General features: G+C 69.7%; 14 protein-coding genes. 10 read left to right on the forward strand and 4 right to left on the reverse strand.

Annotated elements, in window-relative coordinates; translation table 11 throughout:
- Together OHA10_RS28355 and OHA10_RS28360 are read left to right on the forward strand one after the other, a co-directional pair.
- On the forward strand, window positions 1-390 hold the full coding sequence (locus OHA10_RS28355; RefSeq protein ID WP_371401801.1) for an OB-fold nucleic acid binding domain-containing protein: 390 nt from the start codon (window positions 1-3) through the stop codon (window positions 388-390).
- On the forward strand, window positions 383-1,165 hold the full coding sequence (locus OHA10_RS28360) for a DUF3159 domain-containing protein (protein WP_371401802.1): 783 nt from the start codon (window positions 383-385) through the stop codon (window positions 1,163-1,165). Before OHA10_RS28355 ends, OHA10_RS28360 begins: the two co-directional genes overlap by 8 nt.
- Before the next feature lie 107 nt (window positions 1,166-1,272).
- Here OHA10_RS28360 and OHA10_RS28365 read toward each other — a convergent pair whose 3' ends face one another.
- Window positions 1,273-1,947, reverse strand: a complete 675-nt coding sequence (locus OHA10_RS28365; RefSeq protein ID WP_328521422.1) for a TrkA family potassium uptake protein — start codon at window positions 1,945-1,947, stop codon at window positions 1,273-1,275.
- Window positions 1,947-2,609, reverse strand: a complete 663-nt coding sequence (locus OHA10_RS28370; RefSeq protein ID WP_371401803.1) for a TrkA family potassium uptake protein — start codon at window positions 2,607-2,609, stop codon at window positions 1,947-1,949. Before OHA10_RS28370 ends, OHA10_RS28365 begins: the two co-directional genes overlap by 1 nt.
- 96 nt (window positions 2,610-2,705) lie before the next feature.
- Between OHA10_RS28370 and OHA10_RS28375 the strand changes: the two genes are divergently transcribed.
- The 8 genes from OHA10_RS28375 (at window position 2,706) to OHA10_RS28410 (ending at window position 16,108) form a co-directional block, all read left to right on the forward strand.
- The gene (locus tag OHA10_RS28375) at window positions 2,706-4,733 is read left to right on the forward strand and encodes an APC family permease (RefSeq protein ID WP_371401804.1); all 2,028 of its coding nucleotides are present in this window, start codon (window positions 2,706-2,708) and stop codon (window positions 4,731-4,733) included.
- A complete protein-coding gene (locus tag OHA10_RS28380; RefSeq protein WP_371401805.1) occupies window positions 4,730-5,929 on the forward strand; it encodes a class I SAM-dependent RNA methyltransferase in 1,200 nt (399 codons plus the stop codon). Before OHA10_RS28375 ends, OHA10_RS28380 begins: the two co-directional genes overlap by 4 nt.
- Window positions 5,930-5,964: 35 nt before the next feature.
- The gene (locus OHA10_RS28385) at window positions 5,965-10,863 is read left to right on the forward strand and encodes a hypothetical protein (protein ID WP_371401806.1); all 4,899 of its coding nucleotides are present in this window, start codon (window positions 5,965-5,967) and stop codon (window positions 10,861-10,863) included.
- A 10-nt stretch (window positions 10,864-10,873) separates the two neighbouring features.
- Window positions 10,874-11,806: an LLM class F420-dependent oxidoreductase gene (locus tag OHA10_RS28390; RefSeq protein WP_371401807.1), complete on the forward strand. Its 933-nt coding sequence runs from the start codon at window positions 10,874-10,876 to the stop codon at window positions 11,804-11,806.
- A 155-nt stretch (window positions 11,807-11,961) separates the two neighbouring features.
- The gene (gene acnA, locus OHA10_RS28395) at window positions 11,962-14,736 is read left to right on the forward strand and encodes an aconitate hydratase AcnA (protein WP_371401808.1); all 2,775 of its coding nucleotides are present in this window, start codon (window positions 11,962-11,964) and stop codon (window positions 14,734-14,736) included.
- Window positions 14,737-14,747: 11 nt separating this feature from the next.
- Window positions 14,748-14,978: a cold-shock protein gene (locus OHA10_RS28400; protein ID WP_371401809.1), complete on the forward strand. Its 231-nt coding sequence runs from the start codon at window positions 14,748-14,750 to the stop codon at window positions 14,976-14,978.
- Between the two features lie 31 nt (window positions 14,979-15,009).
- On the forward strand, window positions 15,010-15,564 hold the full coding sequence (locus OHA10_RS28405; RefSeq protein ID WP_371401810.1) for a HEAT repeat domain-containing protein: 555 nt from the start codon (window positions 15,010-15,012) through the stop codon (window positions 15,562-15,564).
- Window positions 15,548-16,108 carry an N-acetyltransferase family protein gene (locus OHA10_RS28410; RefSeq protein ID WP_371401811.1) on the forward strand — a complete coding sequence of 187 codons (561 nt, stop codon included), beginning with the start codon at window positions 15,548-15,550 and terminating at the stop codon, window positions 16,106-16,108. Before OHA10_RS28405 ends, OHA10_RS28410 begins: the two co-directional genes overlap by 17 nt.
- Here OHA10_RS28410 and OHA10_RS28415 read toward each other — a convergent pair.
- Together OHA10_RS28415 and OHA10_RS28420 are read right to left on the reverse strand one after the other, a co-directional pair.
- Complete coding sequence (locus OHA10_RS28415; protein ID WP_371401812.1) at window positions 16,085-16,501, reverse strand: HIT family protein; 417 nt, start codon at window positions 16,499-16,501, stop codon at window positions 16,085-16,087. The genes OHA10_RS28410 and OHA10_RS28415 overlap by 24 nt on opposite strands.
- A gap of 3 nt (window positions 16,502-16,504) precedes the next feature.
- Window positions 16,505-18,412, reverse strand: a complete 1,908-nt coding sequence (locus OHA10_RS28420) for a Na+/H+ antiporter (protein ID WP_371401813.1) — start codon at window positions 18,410-18,412, stop codon at window positions 16,505-16,507.
- Window positions 18,413-18,485: the final 73 nt, after the last annotated feature.

Below are 18,485 nucleotides of genomic sequence, written 5' to 3' on the forward strand. Positions count from 1 at the left end.
ATGGGTAGCAGCAAACCCGCGGGGCTGTGGAAGCGTGCCTTCCGCGGCTTGGCCGGGGACCGCGATCAGCAGGACGCGGAGGTCCTCCAGGACTTCGCGCAGGACTGTGGCGCGCGTTCCATCACCGGCTGTCACGACCGGGAACTCGTCACGCTGTACGGCACGTTGCGCACGATCACGTTCAGCCCGCGCGGCGGCGTACCGGCACTGGAGGGTGAGTTGTACGACGGCACAGGCACGGTCAAGCTGATCTGGCTCGGCCGGCGCAAGATCGGTGGCATCCACGCCGGATCGGAACTGATCGCGTCCGGCCGGATCGGCGTCGTCGACGGCGACCGGGTGATGTTCAACCCGCGCTACCAGCTGCGGCCCCAGGCAGCTCATGGCTGAGCCGACATCGCGCCGCGACCAGCTCGACGAGGACCTCAACGAGAAGCTGGTCGAGATCCTGAAACCCGAACTCGAAGCCGCGGCCACCGAGCCGGCGTCCGACGAACCAGCCAAGCCGGCCCGGTCCACGGACAAGGACTTCTTCCAGGCGCTCGGTGGTTGGGGTGCGCTGCTCGATATCGGGCTGCCGTGGATCGCGTTCCTGGTCGCGTATGCGGTCACCGACCACAAGCTGCAGCTGTCGCTGATCATCGCGGTAGGGATCGCGGCGGTGCTCGCGGTCGTGCGTCTGGTCCGCCGGCAGCAGTTGCGCAACATCGTCGGTGGCTTCATCGGCGTACTGATCTCGGCGTGGGTCGCCAATCGGACCGGGAACGCGAAGGACTTCTACGTCCCCGGTCTGCTGACCAACCTCGGGTACGGCGCGCTGTATCTGATCACGGTGCTGGTCCGCTGGCCTCTCTTCGGGGTTCTGTACGGCGTGATCACGCAGACCGGCACCGCGTGGCGCCGCGACCCAGCCATGCTGAAGGGCTTCTCCCGGGCGACGCTCGTCTTCGTCGGCCTGTTCGCGGTCCGGCTGATCGTCCAGGTCCCGCTCTACTTCACCGGCTCCCTGAACGCCCTCGGCATCGCGAAGATCGGGCTCGGCCTGCCGTTCTACGCACTGGCGATCTGGGTCGCGTACGCCGTACTCCGCGGCTCGCTCCCCGCCGAAAAGTGGGACGAGGCCCGAGACCACATCACCCACCTACTCCGAGGCAACAAGAAGTAGGTACGTAAGACGCGACAGCAACGCAGGAGGCCCAGCCGGTGGTTACAACCCGGCTGGGCCTCATCTGTCGTGCATGCTTGCGGGTGCCCCGGCGGACCGGCCCCGTGCTACTCCGCCTTGCGGTGGTGGGGGGACAGCATGTCTTCCAGCTGCTCTTCGGTCTCGTCGGCTGCTACGAACAACAGTTCGTCGTTCAGCTCGAGGGTGCCCTCGGGGTCGGGGCGTAGTACTCGGCCCTCGCGGAGGATGACGACCAGGGCTGTGTCGAGCGGCCAGTCGATGTCGCCGACGCGTTGGCCGATCATGGGGGAGTCTTCGGGGAGGGTGAGCTCGACCAGGTTCGCGTCGCCCTGGCGGAAGGTGAACAGGCGGACCAGGTCGCCGACCGAGACCGCCTCCTCGACCAGCGCCGACATGATCCGCGGCGTCGACACCGAGACGTCCACGCCCCAGGCCTCGTTGAACATCCACTCGTTGCGCGGATGGTTGACCCGGGCAACGGTTCGCGGTACGCCGAACTCGGTCTTCGCGAGCAGTGAGACGACCAGGTTGACCTTGTCGTCACCGGTGCTCGCGATCGCCACCTGGCAGCGCTGCAACGCCGCCTCCTCCAGCGAGGACAGCTCGCACGCATCGGCCAGCAGCCACTCGGCGCGCGGCACCGACTCGGCCTTGATCGCCCGCGGGTCCTTGTCGATCAGCAGTACCTCGTGGCCGTTCTCCAGCAGCTCGGCGGCGATCGAACGTCCGACGTTCCCTGCACCGGCGATGGCTACCCGCATCACAGCTCCTCAGGCTTCGCGCCGAGCTGGGACTCGATCGCTGCGGCGTCCCGCTCCGGCATCACGACGTGGACCAGATCACCCTCCTGGATGACCGTGTCGGGCCGGGGCAGCATCCCCTCGCCGAGCCGGGTCAGGAACGCGACCCGCGCGCCGGTGGCCTTCTCGATGTCGAACGCGAGCCGGCCGATCCACTCCGCGTGCACGTGTACCTCGGCCAGCCGGATCGTGCCGGAAGGGTCCCGCCACTCCGGCTCGGAGCCCTCGGGCAGCAGTCGGCGCATCATCTGGTCGACCGTCCAGCGGACCGTGCCGACCGTGGGGATGCCGAGCCGCTGGTACACCTCGGCGCGTCCGGGGTCGTAGATCCGGGCCACCACGTTGGAGATGCCGAACGTCTCGCGCGCCACCCGGGCGGCCAGGATGTTCGAGTTGTCGCCGTTCGAGACCGCCGCGAACGCCTCGGCGTCCTCGATCCCGGCCTCGATCAGCACCTCGCGGTCGAAGCCCATCCCGACGATGGTCCGGCCGGTGAAGTTCGGGCTGAGCCGCCGGAAGGCGTCGGCGGTCTGATCGATGATCGCGACCGTATGGCCGCGTCTCTCCAGGCCACGCGCGAGCATCGACCCGACGCGGCCGCAGCCCATGATGACGACGTGCACTGAGTGATCACTCCTTGCCCCCACCTGGGGCCCGCTGGCTCGGTTCGGCAGGGATAGACGCTACACCGGAACTGGGGGCCCTCTAACATCACCGGTGTGACTCCCGCTCTAGGTGACCTCGGCAAACGGCTGCTGCTCGGTCGCAAACTGCGCAGCACGCAACTGGGTGAGACCCTGTTGCCGAAGCGCATCGCCCTCCCGGTGTTTGCGAGCGACGCGCTGTCGTCGGTCGCGTACGCCCCCGACGAGGTCTTCCTGACGCTGTCGATCGCCGGACTGGCGGCGTACAGCTACTCCTGGAAGATCGGTCTGCTGGTCGCGTTCGTGATGCTCGTCGTGGTCGCGTCGTACCGGCAGAACGTGCACGCCTACCCGTCCGGCGGCGGTGACTACGAGGTCGCGACGGTCAACATCGGGCCGACGGCAGGGCTGACCGTGGCGAGCGCGCTGATGGTCGACTACGTGCTGACGGTGGCGGTGTCGATCTCGTCCGGCGTACAGAACGCGAAGTCGGCGCTGCCGTTCCTCGAGGGGCACGAGGTACCGCTGGCGGTCGGTCTGGTGCTGCTGCTGACCGCGATGAACCTGCGCGGCGTCCGCGAGTCCGGGGCGGTGTTCGCGGTCCCGACGTACATCTTCATGTTCTCGATCATCGGGATGGCGATCTGGGGCCTGATCCGGCTGAGCGCCGGCACCCTGCCGATGGCGGAGAGCGCGAACTTCGAAGTGCACGCCGAGTCCGGACATGAGGTCTTCACCGGATTGGCCGCGGTCTTCCTGCTGGCGCGGGCGTTCTCGTCCGGGTGTGCGGCGCTGACCGGTGTCGAGGCGATCAGCAACGGCGTACCGGCGTTCCGCAAGCCCAAGAGCAAGAACGCGGCGACCACGCTGCTGCTGCTCGGCACGGTCGCGGTGACGATGCTGATGAGCATCCTGTTCCTGGCCAGCAAGATCAAACTCCGCTACGCCGAGGATCCCGCGACGCAGCTGTACGAGAACGGGCGGCCGGTCGGCGACAGCTACACCCAGAAGACCGTGATCGGCCAGATCGGCGACTCGGTGTTCTCGAACTTCCAGCCGGCCTTCTATGTCGTGATCGGCGCGACGATGCTGATCCTGGTGCTGGCCGCGAACACCGCGTTCAACGGGTTCCCGGTGCTCGGCTCGATCCTGGCCCGGGACGGCTACCTGCCGCGTCAGCTGCACACCCGCGGCGACCGGCTTGCCTACAGCAACGGCATCATCCTGCTGGCGCTGTGCGCGGCCGGGCTGATCATCGCGTTCGACGCCCAGGTCACCAAGCTGATCCAGCTCTACATCGTCGGCGTGTTCGTCAGCTTCACGCTCAGCCAGTTCGGCATGATCCGGCACTGGACCCGGCACCTGAAGACCGAGACCGACGCGGGCAAGCGGCGGCAGATGATGCGCTCGCGGGTGATCAACGCGATCGGCCTGACGATGACCGGGGTGGTGCTGATCATCGTGCTGCTGACCAAGTTCACCCACGGCGCGTACATCGCGATCCTCGCCATGGGCGGGCTGTTCCTGCTGATGAAGGGCATCCACCGGCACTACGAGACGGTCCGCAAGCAGATGACGGCCGAAGGCGACGAGCCGCTGATGCTGCCGTCCCGGGTGCACTCGATCGTGCTGGTCTCGAAGCTGCACCGGCCGACGCTGCGGGCACTGGCGTTCGCCAAGGCGGCCCGCCCGTACACGCTCGAGGCCGTCACCGTGGACGTCGACCGGGACGAGTCGGACGCGCTGCAGGCCGATTGGGAGGCGCGCGGCATCCCGATCCCGCTGAAGCGGCTGGCCTCGCCGTACCGCGAGATCACCCGGCCGATCCTGCAGTACGTCCGCGACATCCGCCGGCAGTCGCCGCGGGACGTGGTGATGGTCTACATCCCGGAGTACGTCGTCGGGCACTGGTGGGAACACATCCTGCACAACCAGAGCGCACTGCGGCTCAAGGGGCGGCTCTTGTTCACACCTGGTGTCATGGTTACGTCGGTTCCTTATCAGTTGCTCTCGTCGCAGGGGGCCGAGGAGCGGCAGGACCGGGTGGAACGGGTCGCCGGCCAGGTACGGCGCGGGGCCCGCAAGGCGTCAGGAGATCGGTGACAGACGAGAACAGTCTGGTTGGGGCGGTAGTCGAGCTGGAGGTAGGGCCAGTCGCGCACGGGGGACACTGCGTCGCCCGGCACGAGGGACAGGTGGTGTTCGTCCGGCACGCGCTGCCGGGGGAGTTGGTGCACGCCCGGATCACGGAGCAGACAGCGAAGTACCTGCGGGCGGACGTGGTGTCCGTGCTGACGCCGTCCCCGCAGCGGATCGAGCCGCCGTGTCCGTATGCCGGTCCGGGACTGTGCGGCGGCTGTGACTTCCAGCACGCGAACATCGTCGAGCAGCGGCGGCTGAAGGCGACCGTGGTGTCGGACACGCTACGGCGGATCGGCGGGATCGAGCGGACGATCGTGATGGAGTCGCCCGGCGACGACGGTCTGGGCTGGCGGACGCGGATGCGGTACGCCGTCGTGGACGGGCGGCCCGGGATGTACGCGCACCGCTCCCACGACCTGGTGCCGATCGACCGGTGCCTGATCGCCCATCCGGGGACTCCGGACGTACTGTCCTCGCGGTGGCCGGGCGTGTCGTCCGTGCAGGCGGTGGTGTCGTCGGAGGGCAAGACCGCGGTACAGACCGACACCGAGGCGGGCGAGCGGCTCGTCGAGGTGGTGCGCGACCGGCGATTCCTGGTGGAGGCCGGTGGGTTCTGGCAGGTGCACCCGGCGGCGCCGGAGACGCTGCTGGACGCCGTACTGAGCGGTCTGGAGCCTGCGGCGGGGGAGACCGCGCTGGATTTGTACTCCGGTGTCGGGCTGTTCGCTGCGTTCCTGGCGGAGGCCGGTTGCGCGGTGCTGGCGATCGAGGGGGACAAGGACGCGGTCCGGAACGCCCGGCGGAATCTGCACGACCTCGAGGACGTGACGCTGGAGAACGGCGACGTCGACCGAGTGCTGAACGCGGCGGCCGGGCAGGGCCTGGAGCATGTGGATCTGGTCGTCCTCGATCCACCGCGGACAGGCGCGGGGAAGGACGTCGTACGGCGGGTTGCGGCGCTCGGCCCCCGGCGGGTCGCGTATGTCGCGTGCGATCCGGCGGCGTTGGCGCGGGATCTGAAGACGTTCGGGCGGCTCGGATACGGGATCGCGTCGCTGCGGGCCTTCGATCTGTTCGGGATGACACACCACATCGAGTGCGTGGCGATCCTCGAGCCTGTGGACAGTGAAGTGGTGCCCTCGGGAGGGCTCGGGTAGCGTTCTGGCCTGGATTCCAATGCGCTGGAGACCTGATGCCGCTCGTTGACCTGGACGACCCTGAGGAGTTGCGGGCCCGCTGGACCGCACTCGCGGCGGTCGCCCATGCCACGGGCTTCGACCGGCGGTGGTATGCGGACGCCGACGGATACCACCACCAGGACGAGACTGCGTCCGTCCTGCGGCTGGCCCGGATCGGCGACGGGCGCGTGGTGCTGTGGGGCTTCCACACGCAGCACAGCGCGACCGCGGGCGCCGATCTACTGGCCGGGTCCCCGGACTGGATCGGTCAGCCCGAGGTGCGGCAGCGGCAGGCGTCGGGCGAGCTCGGGTTCGTGTACGGCGCCTTCAACGGGACGTGGGCGCGCGCGTCGTACCCGGGGGATCCGTGGCAGCCGGCCGACGACGGGTTCCAGCACATCGGTGGCTGGATCACGTCGGACGAGGCTGCGGCCGACGAGATGGTCGAGTGGGTCGCGGAGTGGGCCGACTACCTCGACGGGCTGGACGAGCTGCGCCAGTACGGCGTCGAGCTGATCCGGACCACGCTCCGCTCGGGTGTCACGGGCGAGGCGCTGGCGGCGTTCTTCTCACACTTCCGGATCGATCCGCGCTCACCGGTGCAGCCCGAGATCGCGGCCGGGCTCGTGGCGGCGGAGGACTTCACCCGAAACTTTGCAGTACCGGCAAGTTTCCCCGACGACCCTGACACAGCCGAGGTGTCGGTCGTTGAGGATGTCGTGATCGGAAGTCCTGACAGCCGGCCGTCCTCGTCCGCACCCGAGGACGAGGAGTCGTACGTCGTCCCACCCGGCATCAGCCCGTTCACCGGCCAGCCGATCGACGACCCGCCGTACAACCCGCCGTACGAGCCGTACGACGCATCTGCCGCGCCGGTCGCCCACGAGGCCCGAGGGCGTGAGGGTGCAGCGGGTCCGGCCGCGTACGAAACTGAAGCGGGTGTGGCCGCGGCCCACGAGGCCGGCGGGCACGGGGACTACGGGGTGACGGGGAAGAAGCAGGGCTGGCTCCGCCGCCGCAAACACGACACCGGCTCCACTCCCGCCGTCGAGCCCGAGCCGCACGAGCCCGCTCCCGGCCCCGGCGCCTACCTGCCCCAGGACGCCCAGGGCGGCAGCCTGCCCACACCGACGTACGACCCGACCCTCCCGTCGGCCGAGCCCCCACGCGTAGGCGGCGGCCAGTACGAAGGCGACGACTTCTACAACAGCCTCTTCGCCGACGCCCCCGCCGCCGCGGCCCCCACCGCGGACGAACAAGACTGGGAAACCGCTGAACAACCCTCCTGGTCCAACCAGGACCCCACCAGCGAATACAACCCCTTCGCCGACGACACCGCCGAAAACAACCCAGCCTGGACCGGCCCCGCCTGGATCAACGGCCAATGGGTAGAAAACCCACCCACCCACCGCACATCCCCCCAGGCCACCCCCGATCAACCGGGCGCCCACCCCAGCCAACCAGGCGCCCACCCCAGCCAACCAGGCGGCCAGCCCAGCCAACCAGGCGGCCAGCCGGTCGCCCACCCCACTCCAGGCCAGCCGACCCCAGACCAATCAGGCCTCCACCCCGAACAACACCCCGGCGCCGACCCGGGTAGTCCCGCCCACCCCGAGCGTCCCGCCCACCCCGGCGCTGACCTGGGTGGCGCCGCCTACGCCGAGCACCCCGGCGCGCCCACCGGCCTCAGCCACCCCGGCGCGCCCGCCGGCCCCGGCCACCCTGGTGAGCTCGGCGCAACCGCCCACTCCGACCAGCACCCCGGCGGAACACCACGCTCCGGCGCCAACCCGGGCGGGACCGCCTACCCCGAGCAGCCGGCCCACCTCGGCGGCGCGGCCCGGTCCGGTGACGCCGGCCGGCCCGGCGACCTCACTCCGCCCGGCGCGACCGCTCACTTCGGCGCACCCGCACAGCCGCTCCAGCTCTCTCAACCCGCTGCAACAGGCCAGCCCACCGCCCAAAAGCCAACCGCACCTCCGGCGGCCGCGAACTCCCCGTTCGCCCCAGCCGCAGACCAGGACACCGCGCCACCCGACTCACCCTTCGCGCCCACTCCGGCCGCCAACGGCCCGTCGTCCCCCGACCTGGAAGACGACGACGCCCCCACCGCCGAGATCGCCGCAGTCCTCGACCCACCCCCCGCGTCCGAGGAAGAGGACGAAGAAGACCTCGCCTCCTTCACAGGCCCGTCACCCTTCGCCCCAGTAACCCCCACCGCCCCCCAGCAGCTGGCAGACGAACACTCAGACGACGCCCGACCAACCAACCAGTACGCCGACCCCACGCCGCACCCCGAGCCGCCCACCCGCCCCCCGACGTACGACGCAACCCCCGCCGCCCCGCTGCAGTCCACCCTGCCCCACCCCACTGAGCCTCACCCCACCGAGCCCCACCCAACCGACCACACCACGCCCGATCCTGCCGCGGCAGACCGAGCGCCCGCCGACCGCGCTGCGACAGACCGCGTGGCCGCTGACCGTGCTGCGGCTGACCGCGCCACGGATCGCCTGTCCGGCGACCGCGTTCCGGACGAGGTGTCCGCCGACCTCGACGCGGATGACCAGACTGCCGAGATCCCCGCGGTGGTCGAAGAGCCGCCGGCCGCACAGGCGCCCGACGTACCTGCTGCATCCACAGAGGCACGCACACACCGCTTGGCCGACGTCCAAGAGCACGACTCGGCTGAAGCACTGAAGCCCGACTCGGTTGAGGCACGCGCCCAGGAGTCGGCGCAAGCTCAGGACGACTCGCCGCAAGGCGACTCCGCCCTCGACCGGCCGAGCGCGCAGTACGACGCGTTCCAGGTGGACGACGACGAGGACGAGATCTACGGCCGCCCGACCCCAAGCCGCGACGCTGTGAGCCGTGCGGCTGAGGCAGACACCGAACTCCGGGCAGCCGAGCCAAGAGTCGAGTCTCGGGCGGCTGAGTCTGAGGGCGAATCGCGAGGTGTTGGTGGAGAGGGGCGGTGGGGTGAGGCTGAAGCTCAAGTAGACCCTCAGCCTTGGCCTCAACCGCAGCCTCGTCCGGAACCCTGGCCGCAGCCAGAGCCTCACCCCGCGCCGTGGCCCGAGCCGAACCCGCCCCACCCCGAGCCGGCGCCGCACCCGGGCCCCGGTCCGGAGCCCTATCCGGGTCCGAGCCCTGAGCCGACTCCAGGTCCCACACCGGAGCCGTATCCCGGCCCGGGTCCACAGCCTGAGCCTTTCCCAGGCCCGGGGCCGCGGCCTACCCCGGATCCGTTCCCCGGTCCCGAGCCGACTCCTAACCCGGACCCGTTCCCGGGGCCGGAGCCGTTGCCTGATCCGTTCCCCGATCCGGAGCCGCAGCCCCAACCTGAGCCGCAGCCGGAGCCGTTCCCCGAGCCGGAGCCTGAACCTGCGCCCGAGCCGCTGCCGGACCCAGAACCCCAGCCGCAGCCGGACCCCGGGCCGGAGCCGTTCCCCAACCCGCAGAACCACCCGGCCCCCAGGGACCCTCAGCCGTGGGCAGCGCAGCACTCTGACGCGGAGAACCACTCGGCGCCCGGAGATCCGCAGTCGTTGACCGCGCAGTACTCCGACGCGGAGAACCATTCGGCGCCCGGAGACACGCAGCCGTGGGTCGCGCAGGAGTCCGACTCGGGGAACCACCCGGCTGGTGAAGCCTCGCAGGCGTGGGATGCGCAGTACTCCGGCCCCGAGCGCCTGACCGGTTCTTCTGCGGTGGGCCCGGGCACGGGCTCGTCCTCGGACGCGCAGTCCGGCCCGGCGTGGCCCGACGCGGACCAGGAGCAAGAGCAGGTGGCTCGGGTCGCGGGCGGATGGGATTCGGCTCGGGGTGATTCGGCTGAGGTTGGTTCGAACGCGGCAGCTGATGCCGCCGTTGACGGGCGGGCTGACTTTGCCGACCCCGAGGATGACTGGCCGACCGGGGTTGTGCCGGTTGTGGATGACGAGGCGCCGACCGGGGAGATACAGGCGGTCGGGTTTGACGATCCGTCTGTGGCGGCCGGAGCTGAAGCGGCGGCCTGGGTGGGTGACCGTGCTGCCTGGGGTCTAGAAGCCGAGCGGACGAACGGCGCGGACCGGGCGTACGACGCTGACCGTGCGGACCAGGCGTATGGCACCAACGGTGCGGACCGGGCGTATGGCGCGAACGGCGCGAACGCGAACGGCGCGGCCGGGGTGAATGGCGCGGCCGGAGTGAATGGCGCGGCCGGTGCGAACGGCGTCCACGATGTGAATGGCGCGGCCGGTGCGAACGGCGTCCACGAGGCGAACGGTGGCCGCGGTGATGGTGCTGAGGGGCGGGAGGCTGGTCAGGGGCCGGCGGAGCGGACTAGTGGGGCGGGAAGCGACGGGGCCGGGGCTGCGGATGTGGCTTCGGTGGTGGCTCGGATGTCGATTCCTGGGTTGGGGTTGGTGGGTGGGGACGGGCCTCGGGTTGTGCCGGAGCCGGGGTCTATCGAGGAGGCTATGCGGGCGGAGGCGGAGCGGCCTCGGCCTCGGCCGGAGGAGTCGGAGGCGGTGCTCGCGTTGCGGGCCTGGTGCCGGGCTCGTACGGCGATCGTGCCGTCGGGGTTCACGATTCAGGTGCAGGTGCTCGACCCGGCCGCCCCGTCGTACCGGTTCGATCTCGAGCCGCCCGAGGTGGACGACCCGGAGTACGCCGCGGACAAGCTGAGCGGGCTGCTGGGCGACCTGTGGCTGACCGAGCAGCGCAGTGAGCAGGGTGGTTGGCTGTTCGCCCGGATCGACGCCGCCGGCCGGACGCTGCGGATCGACCGGTGGTACGACCAGGTGCCCGACTGGTGGGACAATCCGATCGAGCCGAGGCTCGACGTCAACGGGCTGGTACGCCGCCTGTACAGCCGCGGTCCGCAATGGCAGCCGTCGTACCTGGAGAAGCTGTACACCAGCGCGAGATAGCGTTGGCGCCATGCTTCTCAGGATCTTCACCGAACCGCAGCAAGGCGCCTCGTACGACGACCTCCTCGCGGTCGCCCGCAAGACCGAGGAGAACGGCTTCGACGCGTTCTTCCGCTCCGACCACTACCTCGCCATGGGCGACGGCGACGGCCTGCCGGGGCCGACCGACTCGTGGATCACGCTCGCCGGCCTGGCCCGTGAGACCAGCAGGATCAAACTCGGCACGCTGGTCAGCTCCGCGACGTTCCGCAACCCCGGCGTACTGGCGATCTCGGTCGCGCAGGTCGACCAGATGAGCGGCGGCCGGGCCGAGCTCGGCCTCGGCGCCGGCTGGTTCGAGGCCGAGCACAAGGCGTACGGCCTGACCTTCCCCGACACCCGCACGCGTTTCGAGCTGCTCGCCGAGCAGCTCGAGCTGATCACCGGCCTGTGGGACACCGCCCCTGGCGACAAGTACGAGTTCGCGGGCGAGCACTACCAGATCAGCGACTCCCCGGCGCTGCCGAAGCCGGTGCAGCAGCCGCACCCGCCGGTCATCATCGGCGGCAGCGGCAAGAAGAAGACGCCGGCGCTGGCGGCGAAGTACGCCGCCGAGTTCAACGCGAACTTCTGCTCGGTCGAGGCCGCGGGCGAGCTGTTCCAGCGCGTCCAGGCTGCCTGTACGACGATCGGCCGCGACCCGAAGAGCCTCACGCTGTCCACCGCGCACACGGTCGTGGTCGGCAAGGACGACGCCGAGGTGAAGCAGCGCGCCGACGCGATCGGCCGCGATCTCGAGGACCTCAAGCGGAGCCAGATCGCCGGTACGCCGGCCGAGGTCGTCGACCGGCTGGGCCAGTTCGCGGCCGTCGGGTCGCAGCGGCACTACGTGCAGATCATGGACCTGCACGACCTCGACCACCTCGACCTGATCGCGGCCGAAGTTCTTCCACAGGTTTCCTGACACCTGACGACGTTGGCTCGATGTCGTGTATCTTGATGTCGAGAGAGTTTGTGCCGCGAGGTTAGGGGAACCTGATCTCGCGGCCGGTCAACGCGCTGGGCAGGATGGGCGCAGCGGACGGTAGCGGCATAGGGACTGGACAGAGGAGCGGGTTGATGGCGAGCGTCGACAGCTTCGGTGCCAAGGGGGCACTCGAGGTCAACGGGCAGTCGTACGAGATCTTCAGGTTGGCGGGTATCGAGGGTGCGGACACGCTGCCGTACTCGTTGAAGGTCCTGCTGGAGAACCTGTTGCGCACCGAGGACGGCGCGAACATCACCGCCGAGCACATCACCAAGCTCGGCAACTGGGACGCGAACGCGGAGCCCGACACCGAGATCCAGTTCACCCCGGCCCGGGTGATCATGCAGGACTTCACCGGCGTCCCGTGCGTGGTCGACCTGGCCACGATGCGCGAGGCGGTCGGCGAGCTCGGCGGCGACCCGACCAAGATCAACCCGCTGGCGCCGGCCGAGCTGGTCATCGACCACTCGGTCATCACCGACGTCTTCGGCCGTGCGGACGCGTTCGAGCGCAACGTCGAGTTCGAGTACCAGCGCAACGGCGAGCGGTACCAGTTCCTCCGCTGGGGCCAGACCGCGTTCGACGACTTCAAGGTCGTCCCGCCCGGCACCGGCATCGTGCACCAGGTGAACATCGAGCACCTCGCGCGCACCGTCATGGTGCGTGACGGCGTCGCGTACCCCGACACCTGCGTCGGCACCGACAGCCACACCACGATGGTGAACGGACTCGGCGTGCTCGGCTGGGGCGTCGGCGGTATCGAGGCCGAGGCGGCCATGCTCGGCCAGCCCGTGTCGATGCTGATCCCCAAGGTCGTCGGCTTCAAGCTGACCGGCTCGGTGCCGGCCGGCGCCACCGCGACAGACGTCGTGCTCACCATCACCCAGCTGCTGCGCAAGCACGGTGTGGTCGGCAAGTTCGTCGAGTTCTACGGCGAGGGCGTCGCGGCCGTGCCGCTGGCGAACCGGGCCACGATCGGCAACATGAGCCCGGAGTTCGGCTCGACCTGCGCGATCTTCCCGATCGACGACGTCACGCTGGAGTACCTGCGGCTGACCGGCCGCAGCGACCAGGACGTCGCGCTGGTCGAGGCGTACGCCAAGGAGCAGGGCCTGTGGCACGACCAGTCGGTCGAGCCGCGGTTCTCGGAGTACCTCGAGCTGGACCTGTCGACCGTCGTGCCGTCGATCGCCGGCCCGAAGCGTCCGCAGGACCGGGTCGCGCTGACCGAGGCCAAGGAGGCCTTCCGCGGCGCGCTGACCGACTACGCGACCGAGGAGCTGGACGTCGACCCGTCCGAGACCGGCAGCTTCCCGGCCAGCGACGCGCCGAACGGGCACGGCGACGTGAACGACGAGCCGCACGTGCCGCACGGCGGCCCGGGGCGTCCGTCGAAGAAGACCACGATCTCCCTGGACGGCCAGGAGGTCGAGCTCGACCACGGCCACGTCGTGATCGCGAGCATCACCTCCTGCACCAACACCTCGAACCCGTCGGTCATGATGGCCGCCGCGCTGCTCGCGAAGAACGCGGTCGACAAGGGCCTGTCGAGCAAGCCCTGGGTGAAGACCTCGCTGGCGCCGGGCTCGAAGGTGGTCACGGACTACTACGAGAAGGCCGGCGTCACGCCGTACCTGGACAAGCTCGGATTCCAGCTGGTCGGCTACGGATGTACGACGTGCATCGGCAACTCGGGCCCGCTGCCCGAGGCGGTGTCTGCCGGCGTCCAGGAAGCCGATCTCGCCGTCGTGAGTGTGCTGTCCGGCAACCGGAACTTCGAGGGCCGGATCAACCCGGACGTGAAGATGAACTACCTGGCCAGCCCGCCGCTGGTGATCGCGTACGCGCTCGCCGGGACGATGGACTTCGACTTCGAGACCGATGCCCTGGGCAAGGACACCGACGGGAACGACGTGTTCCTGCGCGACATCTGGCCGGCCGCGGACGACGTCGAGCGGGTGATCGCGAGCTCGATCAGCAAGGAGATGTTCACCAAGGACTACGCCGATGTCTTTGCCGGTGACGAGCGCTGGCAGTCGCTGCCGACGCCGGAGGGCAAGACGTTCGCGTGGGACAGCGAGTCGACGTACGTGCGGAAGCCTCCGTACTTCGAGGGCATGGCGAAGGACCCGTCGCCGGTCACCGACATCGCCGGTGCCCGCGTGCTGGCCAAGCTGGGCGACTCGGTCACCACCGACCACATCTCGCCGGCCGGCTCGATCAAGGCCGACAGCCCCGCGGGTAAGTACCTCGCCGACCACGGTGTCGAGCGCAAGGACTTCAACTCGTACGGTTCGCGCCGCGGCAACCACGAGGTGATGATCCGCGGCACGTTCGCGAACATCCGCCTGCGCAACCAGATCGCGCCGGGCACCGAGGGCGGCTTCACCCGCGACTTCACCAAGGACGACGCCCCGGTCACCACGATCTACGATGCCGCCCAGGCGTACGCCGAGGCCGGGACGCCGCTGGTGATCCTGGCGGGCAAGGAGTACGGCTCGGGCTCGTCGCGTGACTGGGCCGCCAAGGGTACGGCGCTGCTCGGCGCGAAGGCCGTCATCACGGAGTCCTTCGAGCGCATCCACCGGTCGAACCTGATCGGCATGGGCGTACTCCCGCTGCAGTACCCGGAGGGTGAGACCGCGGAGTCGCTCGGCCTGACCGGCGAGGAGACCTTCGACATCAGCGGCGTGACCGCGCTGAACGACGGTGAGATCCCGCGCACGGTGCACGTGACGGTGACCGGCACGGACGGGTCGAAGAAGGAGTTCGACGCGGTGGTCCGGATCGACACGCCTGGTGAGGCCGACTACTACCGCAACGGCGGGATCCTCCAGTACGTGCTGCGGTCGCTGATCGCGAGCTGACGGCGTACGAGATGGAGCGTCGCACCGGAGAGGACGACGGCGTCGTCCGGTTCTGGGACGACGAGGAGGGCTGGGGCGTCGTGGACTGCCCCAGCACTCCCGGCGGCTGCTGGACGCATTTCTCGGTGATCGAGGCCGAGGGGTTCCGTTCATTGCCGCCGGGCGGCTCGGTGCGGGTCCGCTGGGAGTCACCCGGCCAGGACGGCTACGACTACCGGGCCGAGTGGGCCAAGCAACACTAGAACTGTCGGCGGCGCGCGGTTTACTGACTCCATGACCGAGAGGCAGTCACCGCGCGACGTCGTCCGCGCCGCCTGCGCGGAGTACGGCGAGGACGCGGTGATCGACTGGTGCGTCGCGTTCCTGAGCGGGGAGATCCCGGGGGACGCGGCGTACGGCGCCGAGCTGCCGAAGCTGGTCGCGATCACCGGGTCGGACAACCCTGGTGGATGGAAGGCGCCGGTTGATCCGGTCAACTACTACTGGATCCGGGTCTGGGCGGCCCGCGTGTTCCTGTATGTCTGGCGTGACGACGTGGTCGACACGCTGCTGGCCGCGGCGGACGATCCGGCGTGGCGGGTTCGTGAGCACGTCGCGCGGATCACGGCGCAACGCGAGCTCGGTCAGCTCGTCGACGCGCTGCTCCCGATGCTCGAGCACGAGCTGCCACGGGTGCGGGCGGCCGCGGTGCGAGCGGTCGGGGCAGCGGGGGAGTTCGAGCACGCGGAGGCGATCCGGCCGCTCGCCGACGACCCTGATCACACAGTCCGCGTCGCCGTCGAGCGTGCGCTGTCGAAGCTGGAGGAACGCCTTGACCGAGCCCTCTGACGACCATCCCAGGCCCACTCCCGCGCTGAGCGGGCCGATCTCGGCCCGGCTCGCGACGGCTGCGGACGGCGCGGCGGTCGGGGAGATTCATGCTGCATCTTGGGGAGCGGCATATGCGCCGATGTTTCCCGAAGAGGTCGCCCAGGAGGGGATCGAGAGTCGTAAGGCCCGCTGGCACGAGCGCCTGGCTGGTGGGGAGGGCGTGGTCATGATCGGGTTCGTCGGCGACCGGCCGCTGGCGATGTCGTGGTCTGTGCCGTCCGAGACCAGACCGGGTTTCGCGGAGATCTACAGCTTCTACACGCATCCCGACGGCTGGAGGAGCGGAGTGTCGGCCGCGCTCATGACCAGCACGCTGAAGCAGCTCCGCGCGGACGGGTTCGATCGCGTTCACCTGTGGACGTTGCGCGACACCCCGCAGTCACGCCGCTTCTACACGAAGGTCGGCTTCACCGAGACCGGCGCCACCCAGACCCGCGACTTCGGCGACGGCAACCCACTCCCGCAGGTGGAGTACGAGCTAGCCGGCGAGAGCGGCGCGTAGCTTCCCGGCGTACTCCGAAGCCTCGGTCTCGTCGGCGTACTTCGTGCGCGGCCAGAAGAAGCCACGCAGACCGTCGCCCTTGGTGCGCGGTACGACGTGGACGTGCAGGTGCGGCACCGACTGGGACACAACGTTGTTGACGGCAACGAACGAGCCCTGCGCGTCGAACGCCGTACGAACAGCGTCCGCGACGGACCGGGCCGCGCCGAACAGCGGGACCATCAACTCGTCGGGCAGCTCGACCAGCGTCGGCACGTGCGTGCGAGGCACCAGCAGCGTGTGCCCTTTGAACACCGGCCGGACGTCCAGGAAGCCGACGACCTCCGGGGTGTCCAGCACGATCTGGGCGGGCGTCGTACCCGCGATGATCGAACAGAAGAGACAGTCAGACATGCCCTAACCCAGTTTTTCGTCGACGAAGCACCAGCGCCAGGTCTCGCCCGGCTCGAAGCTGCGCATCACCGGATGCTTCTCGTGGTCGTAGTGCTTGCTGGCGTGCTTCATCTCCGACGAGTCGCAGCACCCGACGTGACCGCAGGCCAGGCACAGCCGCAGGTGCACCCAGGACGTGCCGTCGGCCAGGCATTCCTCGCAACCGTCGGGGGTGTTCGGCGCGACCACCACCGGCGCCTGCGCGAGGTGATCGCACTCACCGCCCGGCAGCAGCTTCGGCCGCAGGTCCTCCGAGCGCCCGCCGACGTCGTCGTCCTCGTCGCGGTCCAGGATCGACTCCTCGATGTCGAGCGCGTTCTGCGCCCGCTGCAGCACCTCGTCGGCGACCAGCCCGGCGTCGCGGACCTTCAGGATGTGCGTACGTTCCGCTTCGAGCATCGCGATCCGCAACCGCCGGTACGCCTCGCTCGGCGTCTCGTACTCGGTCTCCGGCCGCCCGAGCCGCTCCCACGCGGCCTGCGCGCGAGCCTCGCCCCGCTGCCGCAGTACGTCCAGAACAGCCGGCGGATCCGACGGTGACGAGATCTCGTCGAGCTTCTCGATCGCGGCCCGGTGCGCTCCCTGCAGTACGGCGGCCTCCTGCAACGCGTCCTCGGCCGGATCCGGTCCCGGCAGGCCCAATCGCCGTACCAGCCAGGGCAGCGTCGACCCTTGGACGAGCAGCGTGCCCGCGGTGACGGTCAGGGCGATGAACACGAGTACTTCGCGATGCGGCGTGTCTTCGGGCAGCGTGAAGACCGCGGCCAGCGTGACCACACCGCGCATGCCGGCCCAGCACACGACGATCAGCGCCCGCCGCGAAACCGGTCCAGGTCGCGATGGGCCGAGTATCCGCCGCGAGAGCAGTGTGGTGGGAATGATCCAGATCGGCCGCAGCAGCACGACCGCGAGGAACACCGCGATTGTGGCCGTCGCGATCAGCCACGCCGGCAGCGGGCTGTTGCCGAGCGCGTCGAGGATCCACCGCGTCTGCAGACCGATCAGCAGGAAGACCATGTTCTCCAGCAGGAACTGGATCGTCCGCCAGTTGGTCCGCTCCGACATCCGCGACTTCGCCGACTGGATGATCGGCGCCTTGTGCCCGAGCAGCAGACCCGTGACGACGACGGAGAGTACGCCGGACGCGTGCACGTAGTGGTTCTCGGCCGCGATGTACGCGACGAACGGAGCGGTCAGGCTGAGCGTGGTGTCCAGGACCGGGTCGGTGAACCGGCGGCGGATCTTCGCCAGGACGAACGCCACCGCCACGCCGATGAGCACACCGCCGCCGGCCGCCCGGAGGAAGTCGAGGCTGACGTGCAGGACGGTCGGGGCGACGAGGGCCGCGGCGAGCGCCGTACGCAGGCAGACCAGCGCGGTCGCGTCGTTCATCAGGCTCTCGCCCTCGAGGATCGTCACGATCCGGCGGGGGAGGCCGACGCGTTTGGCGATCGCGGTCGCGGCCACAGCGTCGGGCGGCGCCACGACCGCGCCGATCGCGAACGCGGCCCAGAACGGCAGCGGCTCCTGGCCGATCGACTCCGCGACCGCGCCCAGCAGCCACCAGGCGACCAGACCGACGCCGAGCGCAGTGAAGGCGACCAGGCCGACGGACAGCAGTCCGATCGACCGCCGGTGCTTGGTGAAGTCGACCAGGCTGGTCTTGATCGCGGCCGAGTACAGCAGCGGCGGCAGGAATCCGACCAGGACGACCTCGGGCGCGAGTTCGATCCGGGGGATGAACGGCAGGTACGACGCGGCGATCCCGATGACCACCAGCAGCAGGGGAGCCGAGATCCCTATCCGCCGCGCCAGCGCGGCACCGGCCGCGACGACGGCGACGAGGGCCACGACCTCGATCGCGATATGCACGCGCACAGTGTCGCAGTGCGCGGCGGATTTCGACTGGTTGGTTCGCCCACGGCTGAGTCCGGGTCTGGTCAGC

The sequence above is a fragment of the Kribbella sp. NBC_00662 genome, assembly GCF_041430295.1.
GTDB lineage: Bacteria > Actinomycetota > Actinomycetes > Propionibacteriales > Kribbellaceae > Kribbella.